Raw genomic sequence first — 12,501 nt, 5'->3', positions numbered from 1 at the left:
ACTATGGAAATGGATCTGAACAATCGCCTGACTGAAGACGAAACGCTTGAGCAGGCTTACGATATTTTTCTTGAGCTGGCGGCGGATAATCTTGATCCGGCTGATATCATTCTGTTCAATTTGCAATTCGAGGAGCGCGGCGGCGCGGAGTTATTTGATCCCGCTGAAGACTGGCAAGAGCACGTCGATTTTGACCTGAATCCAGACTTTTTTGCCGAGGTGGTGATTGGCCTGGCGGATACCGAAGACGGCGAAATTAACGACATTTTCGCCCGCGTTCTGCTGTGCCGGGAAAAGGACCACAAGCTGTGCCATATTCTCTGGCGCGAATAAGCGGTTCAGGCCGGATGGCGTTTGATTGCGCCCTCCGGCAAGCCTGTTTAATCCGGTAGCTTACTGCCGCATCGGTTACAATATTGCGCGCTATGTTCATGCTGGCTTTGCTGGCACTGCGGACATTTTCGCTGCCAGTGACGTTTTTGAAACGCGCTGCTCATGTGCGTGGTAATCAGTCCTGTAGGAATTGCAATCACCGAATAGCCAATCAAAATAAGCACCGACGCGACAATGCGTCCCAGCGGCGTATGCGGCGTAATATCACCGTACCCCACGGTTGTGACTGTCACTATCGCCCAATACACCGAGGCATTAAGCGTCGTGAAGCCATATTTCGGTCCTTCAATAAGATACATCAGGGCACCGAAAATAATCATCACGATCGCAATAAATGAATAGAACAGAATAAGCTGATGACGCGCGCTAATAATGGCGCTCCAGAATACGCGCAGGGATGGCATAAAGCGTAGCAGTTTAAGAATACGCAGCACGCGAATCGCTCGCATAGCACGCCAGGCAAACATATAGTTCAGGCTAATTTCCGGCCACAGCCACATGACGTACAGCGGCAAAATCGTCACCAGATCAATAAATCCCCAGAAACTAAAAACGTATTTTGCCGGTTCGGGCCAGCTAAACAGTCTGAGCAAGTATTCACCGGTAAATATCAGGGTAACGCAGAGCTCCAGCCAGACAAAAATATGCCATTCATCAAATGTCAGGTGATATTCCGTTCCTACGCCTGATTCAACAAAAATGACCAGTACGCTAAGCAGCGCAAACAGCGCGCATAACCCTTCAAAACGGCGACCTGAGCGCGTAGTCAAATCGAACAGATTATGATAAAGACGACGGCGAACCGACGACAAAGAAAGTGACACGGTAACCTCACCTAAAAGAAGGGCTGACGAATTGTCAGCCCTTGCGATTATAACGGGTCTACTTTAAGGCAGGAAACGGCATGGCGAAAACTCCCTTCCAGCACCGGTCGCGTTTGCGCGCATTCTGGCCCGGCTATCGGACAGCGTGTACGGAACACGCAGCCGGAAGGCGGGTTAATGGGCGAAGGTAATTCGCCCTCCAGCAATTGTATCTTCTTATTTCGCTCCAGATCGGGATCGGGAATCGGTACCGCCGACATCAGCGCTTTGGTATAAGGATGCAGTGGATTATGGTACACCTCATCATAGGTGCCCAATTCTACTGCATGACCGAGATACATCACCAGGACACGATCGGATATGTGCTTTACGACCGCCAGGTCGTGCGCAATAAAAATCAACGACAGCCCCATCTCTCGCTGTAACTGCTGGAGCAAATTCACTACCTGCGCCTGAATAGAAACGTCCAGCGCCGACACCGGCTCATCGCAAATAATGAGCTTAGGTTCCAGGATCAACGCCCTGGCGATACCGATGCGCTGGCACTGCCCCCCGGAAAACTCATGGGGATAACGGTTGATGAGGTTCGGCAACAGCCCCACTTTCAGCATCATGGCTTTCACGCGGTCACGCACGTCCTGGCGCGAAAGCTTAGGATGATAAGTGCGCAGCGGTTCAGCGATAATTTCGCCAATCGTCATTCGCGGGTTGAGTGACGCCAGCGGGTCCTGGAAAATCATCTGGATATCGCTGCGCACCTCGCGCCACTCATCCGCTTTCATGCCCAACAGATCTTTTCCCAGCCAGGCGACTTTACCGTCTGTCGCCTTCACCAGACCAATAATGGCGCGTGCAAACGTCGACTTGCCGCAGCCGGATTCGCCCACCACGCCCAGCGTTTCGCCTTCATACAGGCGTAGCGTAACGCCGTCCACCGCTTTCAGGGTTTTCGGCGGTTGCCAGAACCACTGCTTCCCTTCTTTGATATCAAAATGGACTTTCAGATCGGCGATTTCGAGGAGAACTTTACGTTGTTCAATCACAGCATTCATAGCAGTTCCTCCACCGGTTTAAAACAGGCGCGCAAACGACCAGGACTGAACGCTTCAAGTGGCGGCGCATTATTGCAGATCTCCATCGCATGAGGACAACGCGGCTGGAACGGACAACCTGTAGGCAAACGCAATAAATTGGGAGGATTGCCCGGAATCGTCAGCATTTCAGCCCCCTCGCTATCCAGACGTGGCACCGCATTAAGCAGGCCTATCGAATACGGATGAACGGGCTGATAAAAGACATCGCGCGCCTTACCGTATTCCATGGTACGCCCGGCATACATTACCAGGACCTTATCGCAAATACCCGCGACCACGCCCAGATCGTGGGTAATCATGATAATGGCGGTATTAAATTCGCGCTTTAGCTCATTAAGCAAGGTCATAATCTGCGCCTGCACGGTAACATCAAGCGCGGTGGTAGGCTCATCGGCAATAAGCAGTTTCGGCCTGCACAACAGCGCCATCGCAATCATCACACGTTGACGCATTCCGCCGGAAAATTCGTGCGGGTACATTTTCATCCGTTTGCGCGCTTCCGGCATTTTTACGGCATCCAGCATTCTGACGGACTCTTCAAAAGCTTCCGCTTTGCTCATTCCTTTATGCAGCATCAGGACTTCCATTAACTGCTCCCCAACACGCATATAAGGATTTAGCGAGGTCATCGGGTCCTGAAAAATCATCGAAATCTGTTCTGCGCGCAGCGTATTCAGTTCGCGCTCAGGTAGATTAAGAATTTCACGTCCGTTAAAGGTCGCAGAACCGCCGATTCGACCATTCGTCGCCAGCAGTCCCATTAATGCGAACGCCGTTTGCGATTTCCCCGATCCAGACTCGCCAACAATACCTAACGTTTCTCCAGCGCGAAGCGTAAAGTTCAGATCGTTGACCGCCGTCACATCGCCATCAGGCGTAGCGAACGTAACACGAAGATCGTTTACCTCCAGCAGTACATTCGCCGGTTGCTGCGCCTGAGTCGCGCTTGCGGTTTCTGATAAGCTCATGGCTGTACTCCTTAACGATCTTTCGGGTCGAGGGCATCACGCAGGCCATCGCCAATAAAGTTAAAACAGAATAACGTCACCACGAGAAAGCCAGCCGGAAACAGCAGCAGCCACGGTGAGACTTCCATTGAATTTGCGCCATCGCTCAACAACGCTCCCCAACTGCTTAACGGTTCCTGCGTCCCAAGCCCCAGGAAACTGAGGAAAGACTCAAACAGAATCATGCTGGGCACCAGCAACGATGCATACACTACTACTACGCCCAGGACGTTAGGCACAATATGGCGGATCACAATGCTGGCGGTCGACACACCACCCACCTGCGCGGCTTCGATGAACTCTTTACGTTTAAGACTTAGGGTTTGGCCACGCACGATACGCGCCATATCAAGCCAGGAGACCATGCCGATGGCGACGAAAATCAACAGAATGTTCTGCCCAAAAAACGTCACCAGCAAAATCACAAAGAACATAAACGGGAACGAGTTGAGGATCTCCAACAAACGCATCATCACAGAATCAATTTTGCCGCCCAGATACCCGGACAGCGAGCCATACAGCGTTCCGACAATGACCGCCACCAGCGCGGCGGCAATCCCGACCATCAATGAGATACGCCCGCCGATGGCAACGCGCACCAACAGATCGCGCCCGGAAGAGTCAGTGCCGAAATAGTGGCCGGACGCCATATCCGGCGCGCTGGACATCATGCCCCAGTCGGTATCGAAATAGGTAAATTGCGACAGCATAGGCGCTACTGTCACGAACAGGGCTATCAGAAACAGGACAATAAGACTAGCCACCGCCGCACGGTTATGCATAAAGCGCCGACGGGCATCTTGCCAAAGGCTGCGGCCTTCCACCTCCAGCTTTTCACTGAAATTTTCCAGCGTCTCGCTGTTTTTCTTACTTAACATCATCGCGAGCTCCAGTATCAATAGCGAATTTTCGGGTCGATAACGGCATAGAGCACATCGACAATGGCGTTAAATAATATGGTCAGCGCCCCGACTAGAATGGTCAAACTTAACACCAGCGAGTAATCGCGGTTGAGCGCGCCATTAACGAAAAGCTGCCCAATGCCCGGTAAGCCATAAATCGTTTCAATCACCATTGAGCCGGTAATAATGCCGACAAAGGCTGGCCCCATATAGGATAAAACCGGCAGCAGCGCAGGTTTTAACGCATGGCGGAAGATGATTCTGCGCATCGGTAATCCTTTTGCCCGCGCGGTACGAATAAAGTTCGAATGCAGAACTTCAATCATCGAGCCGCGTGTAATACGAGCGATGCTGGCAATATAGGCCAGTGAAAGCGCGACCATCGGCAGGATCATAAATTTTAACGCCCCGCCGTTCCAGCCGCCGCCAGGCAGCCATTGCAAGGTTATCGCAAAGACCATCACCAGTAGCGGCGCTACCACAAAACTGGGGATAACGACGCCGGTCATGGCAAATCCCATCACCGTATAATCCCATCGCGTATTTTGCTTTAGCGCGGCAATCACGCCAGCGCTGACACCAATAATGACCGCCAGCAAAAAAGCGGCAGCGCCAAGTTTCGCCGAAACGGGGAAGCTGGCGGCAACCAGATCGTTGACCGTGTAATCTTTGTATTTAAACGATGGTCCAAAATCGCCATGCGCCAGCTGCTTCAGGTAGCTGAAGTACTGCGTCATGATGGGATCGTTCAGATGATATTTTGCTTCAATATTGGCCAGCACTTCCGGCGGCAATGCGCGCTCGCCGGTAAAAGGACTCCCCGGCGCGAGGCGCATCATAAAGAAAGAGATGGTAATAAGAATAAACAGCGTCGGAATCGCTTCCAGACAGCGGCGTAAAATAAATTTCAACATTGCCCGTACCTTCTGGCCTGTGCCTTTACTTCCCGGACGTGACAAACAGATCCGCCAGGGAAAGTTATAGTGCGATGAAAAAAGACACCATGGGACAACCGCAGTTGTCCCATGTCTTGCCATTAATGTTTGATAATATATAAGTTTTTCACATAAATATTATCCAGCGGGTCTTTACCGGTATACCCGCCCACCCAGGGTTTCACCAGGCGCGCGTTAACGTAGTAATACACCGGCACAATAGCCGAGTCTTTATCTAACTGCTGCTCCGCTTTAGCGTACAGTTCGCTGCGCTGTGTATCGTCCGCCACTTTCAGCGTGTCGGCAATCAGCTTATCAAACGCCGGGCTCTTATAATGCGCGGTGTTATTTGAACTGTCGGACAACATAGTATTCAGGAACGAGGTCGGTTCATTATAATCTGCGCACCACCCGGCTCTGGCAACATCAAAGGTGCCCTGATGACGGGTATCCAGGAAGGTTTTCCATTCCTGATTCTCCAGATTCACATTGACGCCCAGATTTTTCTTCCAGATAGACGCCACGGCAATGGCCAGTTTTTTATGCAGATCGGAGGTGTTATACAGCAGGTCGAATGTTAAGGGCTTATCCGCCGTAAAGCCGGCTTCAGCCAACAATTTCTTCGCTTCTTCATTACGCTTTTGCTGGGACCATTTGAACCACTCAGGCTCTACCAGTTTTGCGCCATCGGTATATGGCGGCGTGTAGCTATAAGCGGGTAAATCGCCCTGATTTTTAACCTTATTAACAATAATGTCGCGATCTAACGCCAGTTTCAGCGCGGTACGCACGCGGACATCGTTAAATGGCGCTTTTTGATTATTAATTTCGTAATAATAGGTACACAAATAAGGGTCTACGCGAACTTCATTCGGGATCTCTTTCTTCAGTTTCTGGAATAATTCGATCGGCATATTGTTATAAGTCATATCGATCTCGCCGCTGCGGTAGCGGTTGACATCCGTCACCTCCGAAGAGATAGGCAAATAAGTTACCTGATTGATGACGGTTTTGTCGTTATCCCAGTATTGCGGGTTACGCTCCAGCACGATACGTTCGTTCACCACCCAGTTTTTTAACTTATAAGCGCCGTTAGTGACAATATTGGCCGGTTGCGTCCATTTATCGCCAAATTTTTCGACCGCTGATTTCGGTACAGGAGACACTGAAGGGTGGACCAACAATTTGTAGAAATAAGGCACCGGCTCACTTAAGGTCACTTCAAAGGTGTGATCATCAAGCGCTTTTACCCCCAGATCGGTGGCGGGTTTTTTACCGGCGATAATGTCATCGATATTAGCGATATGACCGTATTGCAGATAGCTGGCGTACGGCGATGCCGTATTAGGATCGGCCAGGCGTTGCCAGCTATAAACGAAATCATGGGCGGTGACGGGCGTACCATCTGACCATTTCGCATTTTCACGTAGATGGAATGTCCAGACTTTAAAATCTTTATTTTCCCATTTCTCCGCGACGCCCGGTGAAGGATGCCCCTCGACATCACTAATTAATAAGCCTTCGAAGAGGTCACGGCTGACGTTCGATTCCGGCACGCCTTCAATTTTATGCGGGTCGAGAGACTGCACTTCTGATCCATTATTACGTACCAACGTTTGCTTGTCGGCTAACTGAACGCCGGCGGGCACGTCTGCCGCAGTCGCGGCGCTGGCGGCGATGAGCGCAGTGAGTATTCCCGCTGCAATCAAACTTTTTTTCGTGATGTTAGACATTGTGTTTGTACTCCACTCATTATAATTACTGGTTTTTACCAGCCTGTTTAATCCCGTCAGGGTTCCTGTACAGCACTGGTGGTGTACTGCCAGGTCTGTCACTGCTTTTGCTATCACCGACTTTATTTATTTTCTGACGATTCGTTCGATCGCCTTTCGTCGATTCGGTATACGACGTACCTGCCCACGTCGCACGTTACTTCTGTCAACCATCTAAATGAAAATAGTTATCAACAATGTGAAATCTTCTGCAAAATGTTTGGCCGAAAAGTATCAAATGCGTTTCTGAACCGCCAATTCATTTTACAATTTTGTTAACCAATTCTCTTTTATGGAAAATTTCCTGCCCAGAAAAACAGTTAAAGAATGTTAAAAAATTCAATTTATTGTTTTTCATCAATGAGTTGCCAGAAAAGCATCTCTTTGTCACTCTGTAGGATATGCCTGCGCCATAAAACACACACACATTTAACAAATGCTCATTATTTAGCACATTCATCTACGATGGAGCTGAAACAACTAATAACATTTCAATAATCCTTCATCAAGCCCCAGAGTATGGTGTGAATAAAATAACAGACCTACCGCATCTCACCGACTCAGTAATGTTGATAATAGATTGATTAATAAAAATAAATATCGTTAGATTATATTAGTATTTTTTATCATTAAAACGCTGAATGCTTATCAAAGTAAGAAGTGTTACGTGGGAATGTCACTGGGAATGTCACAAGGCGGCCCCCTTAGGGCGCCGCCTGTAAATCAACAGGTGGGAGTTTAGTTGAGCAAGCCGGGGAAAATACCTTTTATTCCTGTGACAATAAATTCGATGCCGAGCGCCATTAACAACAGCCCCATGATTCGGGTAATAACGTTGATACCGGTTTGCCCCAGCAAACGAACCAGCCACGGCGCCATACGGAACACGCCCCAGCAGCAAAGCGCAAAAAGCGCAATAGCAACTGAAAAACCAAGCAAATGCGCGATGCTGTGATAACGCGTCCCCCAGACGATAGTGGAGCTAATCGCCCCTGGCCCCGCCATTAACGGCAGCGCTAACGGCACAACGCCAATGCTCTCGCGTATGGCCGTCTCTGACTTTTCTTGCTTGTTTTGTTTATCTTCCCCCAGCTTCCCGCTGATCATCGACATTGCAATGGTGACAACCAGGATACCGCCCGCAATTCTGAACGAATCAATAGAAATACCAAACAACTGCAGGATGCCATCTCCGAGGAATAAGGAACTCCACAAGATAATCGCGACCGACAGATTCGCGGTGAGGTTAGTTTTATTACGCGCCGTGGCCGTCTGGTAGCTGGTCATGCTGATGAAAACGGGAATAATCCCCACCGGGTTAACCAGCGCAAAGAGCCCGATAAAAAACTTAAAGTAAACAGGAAAATCAAAAAGCGGTTGAATCACGGTTAGCTCCGAAGCGTTAGCCGGATGAAGTCAATGTTCGTTAATGATCAAAACGCGCAGAAGATACGCCTTTTATTCGCATAGTTCACCTCTTATCTACACCTAATTTCATCCATTCATCGCTGTTATTTATATGTACTCGTTATGCTAATCCACTTACTCTTCATGACAACGATTTCTTAACAATTTACATAAAAGGCTAAAATGGCCTGCTGAAAGGTGTCAGCTTTGCGTAATCTTGATTTAGATCACACAATCGCTACTCAGAAGTGAGTAATCTTGCTTACGCCACCTGGACGTAACGCGTTAGAGTTAAATGATACTAACGCAGAAGCTCTTTTAGTAAATCAGAGCGAAACGGACGTTAAGTAACCACCTGAATTTCAGGCATTTATACAAAGTATCGTCGATCTGTCTATACTCACGTATCGCGCAGATGATTTACTAAAAAAGTTTAACATTATCAGGAGAGCATTATGGCTGTTACTAATGTCGCTGAACTTAACGCACTCGTAGAGCGTGTAAAAAAAGCCCAGCGTGAATATGCCAGTTTCACTCAAGAACAGGTCGACAAAATCTTCCGCGCCGCCGCTCTGGCCGCCGCTGATGCCCGCATTCCGCTGGCCAAAATGGCCGTCGCCGAATCCGGTATGGGTATCATCGAAGATAAAGTGATTAAAAACCACTTCGCTTCTGAATATATTTACAATGCTTATAAAGATGAAAAAACCTGCGGCGTGCTGTCTGAAGACGACACCTTCGGGACCATCACCATTGCTGAACCTATCGGCATTATTTGCGGTATCGTTCCAACCACTAACCCAACCTCTACCGCCATCTTCAAATCGCTGATTAGCCTGAAGACCCGTAACGCCATCATCTTTTCTCCGCATCCGCGCGCTAAAGAGGCAACCAACAAAGCGGCAGATATCGTTCTGCAAGCAGCTATCGCTGCCGGCGCGCCGAAAGATCTGATTGGCTGGATCGATCAACCTTCCGTAGAACTGTCTAATGCGCTGATGCACCACCCGGATATTAACCTGATCCTCGCCACTGGCGGTCCGGGCATGGTTAAAGCAGCATACAGCTCCGGTAAACCGGCTATCGGCGTAGGCGCAGGTAATACCCCTGTTGTTATCGACGAAACCGCGGATATCAAACGCGCTGTGGCGTCTGTTCTGATGTCTAAAACCTTCGATAACGGCGTAATCTGTGCTTCTGAACAGTCTGTTGTCGTTGTTGATTCCGTCTATGATGCCGTTCGCGAACGATTCGCCAGCCACGGCGGCTACATGCTGCAGGGCCAGGAGCTGAAAGCGGTTCAAAACGTTATCCTGAAAAATGGCGCTCTGAACGCCGCTATCGTCGGTCAGCCAGCCTACAAAATCGCTGAACTGGCAGGCTTCTCCGTACCAGAAACCACCAAGATTCTGATCGGTGAAGTTACGGTCGTTGACGAAAGCGAACCGTTCGCACACGAAAAACTGTCTCCGACTCTGGCGATGTATCGTGCGAAAGATTTCGAAGAAGCGGTAGAAAAAGCAGAAAAACTGGTCGCAATGGGCGGTATCGGTCACACCTCTTGCCTGTACACTGACCAGGATAACCAGCCAGAACGCGTTGCTTACTTCGGTCAGATGATGAAAACCGCGCGTATCCTGATCAACACCCCGGCCTCTCAGGGTGGTATCGGCGACCTGTACAACTTCAAACTCGCACCTTCCCTGACGTTGGGTTGTGGTTCCTGGGGTGGTAACTCCATCTCTGAAAACGTTGGTCCGAAACACCTGATCAACAAGAAAACCGTTGCTAAGCGAGCTGAAAACATGTTGTGGCACAAACTTCCGAAATCTATCTACTTCCGCCGTGGCTCTCTGCCCATCGCGCTGGATGAAGTGATTACTGATGGCCACAAACGTGCGCTCATCGTGACTGACCGCTTCCTGTTCAACAACGGCTACGCAGACCAGATCACCTCTGTGCTGAAAGCGGCGGGTGTTGAAACCGAAGTCTTCTTCGAAGTTGAAGCCGACCCGACTCTTACCGTTGTTCGCAAAGGCGCTGAGCTGGCTAACTCCTTCAAACCAGACGTGATCATCGCGCTGGGCGGTGGTTCTCCGATGGACGCCGCGAAAATCATGTGGGTCATGTACGAACATCCGGAAACCCACTTCGAAGAACTGGCGCTGCGCTTTATGGACATCCGTAAACGTATCTACAAGTTCCCGAAAATGGGCGTGAAAGCGAAAATGATCGCCGTCACCACCACTTCCGGTACTGGTTCTGAAGTCACACCGTTTGCGGTTGTGACCGACGATGCAACCGGTCAGAAATATCCGCTGGCTGACTATGCCCTGACCCCGGATATGGCGATTGTCGATGCCAACCTGGTGATGGATATGCCGAAGTCCCTGTGTGCGTTCGGTGGTCTGGATGCCGTTACTCACGCCCTGGAAGCTTACGTTTCCGTACTGGCTTCTGAGTTCTCTGACGGTCAGGCTCTGCAGGCTCTGAAACTGCTGAAAGAAAACCTGCCGGCGTCTTACCACGAAGGGTCTAAAAACCCGGTTGCGCGTGAACGTGTTCACAGTGCGGCGACTATCGCCGGTATCGCGTTTGCCAACGCCTTCCTCGGTGTATGTCACTCCATGGCGCACAAACTGGGCTCTCAGTTCCACATTCCGCACGGTCTGGCGAACGCCCTGCTGATTTGTAACGTTATCCGCTACAACGCGAATGACAACCCGACCAAGCAGACCGCTTTCAGCCAGTACGATCGTCCGCAGGCACGCCGTCGTTACGCTGAAATTGCTGACCACCTGGGCCTGAGCGCGCCGGGCGACCGTACCGCCGCTAAGATTGAAAAACTGCTGGCATGGCTGGAAAGCATTAAAGCTGAGCTGGGCATTCCTAAGTCTATCCGTGAAGCAGGCGTACAGGAAGCTGACTTCCTGGCACACGTTGACAAACTGTCTGAAGATGCCTTCGATGACCAGTGCACCGGCGCTAACCCGCGTTATCCGCTGATCTCCGAACTGAAACAGATTCTGCTGGATACCTACTACGGTCGTGATTTCACCGAAGGTGAAGTTGCAGCGAAGAAAGACGTCGTTGCCGCACCGAAAGCAGAGAAGAAAGCGAAAAAATCCGCTTAATTCGTTATCTGCTTTAGCATGACCAATAACGGCCTCAATTGAGGCCGTTTTTTGTTTTACCTGTTTATCTGATGCCTGAAGGCGCTATGCTTATCATCTGGCCTACGCGCTCACGGCACGCCCTTCGTCATGAGGCCTGAATAATGACGTCCAAAGTGCTACAGGGCGTTTTATAAGCCGATCTTTACCTCAGGTATCATATGTGCCGATGACGCTCCTGAATCGCCGTCAGTGAGCCCTCCTCCAGCGCGTCCTTATAATGCTTACGGCAAACTGAAACGTAGCGTTCATTCCCGCCAATAACCACCTGTTCGCCTTCATTATAAGGCCTGCCGTCCTGATCGAGGCGCAGAACCATACTGGCTTTACGACCGCAGAAACAGATAGTTTTTAATTCCACCAGCTTATCTGACCATGCCAGCAAGTATTGGCTGCCGACAAAGAGCTCCCCACGAAAGTCTGTTCGTAGCCCATAGCAAAGTACTGGAATATCTAATTTGTCGACAACCTCGGATAATTGATAAACCTGCTGGCGAGTCAAAAACTGGCTTTCGTCGACTAACACGCAATGTATTGTCTGCCGCGCGCTCTCGGCACGAATCTCTTCAAACAAGGATGTATTTTGGTTAAACAATTTTGCCGGCGACGACAAACCGATACGAGAGCTGACTTTGCCTGCGCCGAAACGATCGTCGATTTCCGCCGTATATACGACGGTACGCATCCCGCGTTCCTGATAATTGTATGAAGATTGCAGCAGTGCAGTCGACTTACCCGCATTCATTGCCGAATAGTAGAAATATAGCTGTGCCATTGGTCGCAGGACCTCACCTGAGTGAAATAAAGATTGGCGGGATTGTACCATAATTTACCGACGCGACGGCGCGGCTCGCGCTCCGGTGAGTATTAAGAATTGTGCAAACATCGCTCACTATACCCAAAATAATTCGAGTTGCTTAAAGGCGGCAAGGGAGTGAATCCCCAGGAGCATAGATAACTATGTGACTGGGGTGAACGACAAATCTGCCGGGAG

General features: G+C 50.0%; 10 protein-coding genes. 2 read left to right on the top strand and 8 right to left on the bottom strand.

What is annotated here, in order from left to right; genetic code table 11:
* Positions 1–3: 3 nt before the first annotated feature.
* Complete coding sequence (locus ACLD4K_RS01320; protein ID WP_000425070.1) at positions 4–333, top strand: HI1450 family dsDNA-mimic protein; 330 nt, start codon at positions 4–6, stop codon at positions 331–333.
* A gap of 47 nt (positions 334–380) precedes the next feature.
* Here ACLD4K_RS01320 and ACLD4K_RS01315 read toward each other — a convergent pair whose 3' ends face one another.
* From ACLD4K_RS01315 to ACLD4K_RS01285, 7 genes are all read right to left on the bottom strand, one after another.
* Complete coding sequence (locus ACLD4K_RS01315) at positions 381–1,217, bottom strand: ion transporter (RefSeq protein WP_000059074.1); 837 nt, start codon at positions 1,215–1,217, stop codon at positions 381–383.
* A gap of 47 nt (positions 1,218–1,264) precedes the next feature.
* Positions 1,265–2,269: a murein tripeptide/oligopeptide ABC transporter ATP-binding protein OppF gene (oppF, locus tag ACLD4K_RS01310; protein ID WP_000994696.1), complete on the bottom strand. Its 1,005-nt coding sequence runs from the start codon at positions 2,267–2,269 to the stop codon at positions 1,265–1,267.
* Complete coding sequence (locus ACLD4K_RS01305) at positions 2,266–3,279, bottom strand: ABC transporter ATP-binding protein (protein WP_411011253.1); 1,014 nt, start codon at positions 3,277–3,279, stop codon at positions 2,266–2,268. The genes oppF and ACLD4K_RS01305 overlap by 4 nt, the downstream gene beginning before the upstream one ends.
* A gap of 11 nt (positions 3,280–3,290) precedes the next feature.
* Positions 3,291–4,199, bottom strand: a complete 909-nt coding sequence (oppC, locus tag ACLD4K_RS01300; protein WP_000979653.1) for an oligopeptide ABC transporter permease OppC — start codon at positions 4,197–4,199, stop codon at positions 3,291–3,293.
* A 14-nt stretch (positions 4,200–4,213) separates the two neighbouring features.
* A complete protein-coding gene (gene oppB, locus ACLD4K_RS01295) occupies positions 4,214–5,134 on the bottom strand; it encodes an oligopeptide ABC transporter permease OppB (RefSeq protein ID WP_000911097.1) in 921 nt (306 codons plus the stop codon).
* A gap of 122 nt (positions 5,135–5,256) precedes the next feature.
* Positions 5,257–6,888, bottom strand: a complete 1,632-nt coding sequence (gene oppA / locus ACLD4K_RS01290; RefSeq protein ID WP_001527794.1) for an oligopeptide ABC transporter substrate-binding protein OppA — start codon at positions 6,886–6,888, stop codon at positions 5,257–5,259.
* A 777-nt stretch (positions 6,889–7,665) separates the two neighbouring features.
* The gene (locus tag ACLD4K_RS01285) at positions 7,666–8,313 is read right to left on the bottom strand and encodes a YchE family NAAT transporter (RefSeq protein WP_000615840.1); all 648 of its coding nucleotides are present in this window, start codon (positions 8,311–8,313) and stop codon (positions 7,666–7,668) included.
* A 476-nt stretch (positions 8,314–8,789) separates the two neighbouring features.
* Between ACLD4K_RS01285 and adhE the strand changes: the two genes are divergently transcribed.
* Positions 8,790–11,468, top strand: a complete 2,679-nt coding sequence (gene adhE, locus ACLD4K_RS01280) for a bifunctional acetaldehyde-CoA/alcohol dehydrogenase (protein WP_411011252.1) — start codon at positions 8,790–8,792, stop codon at positions 11,466–11,468.
* A gap of 196 nt (positions 11,469–11,664) precedes the next feature.
* Here the strand turns inward: adhE and tdk are convergent, their stop codons facing one another.
* Positions 11,665–12,282: a thymidine kinase gene (gene tdk / locus ACLD4K_RS01275; RefSeq protein WP_000068097.1), complete on the bottom strand. Its 618-nt coding sequence runs from the start codon at positions 12,280–12,282 to the stop codon at positions 11,665–11,667.
* Positions 12,283–12,501 lie beyond the last annotated feature (219 nt).

The organism is Salmonella sp. 741265055_HSA, from assembly GCF_046569525.1.
In the GTDB taxonomy this organism is placed as follows: domain Bacteria; phylum Pseudomonadota; class Gammaproteobacteria; order Enterobacterales; family Enterobacteriaceae; genus Salmonella; species Salmonella enterica.
This window is presented reverse-complemented; position numbering and strand designations above follow the sequence as displayed.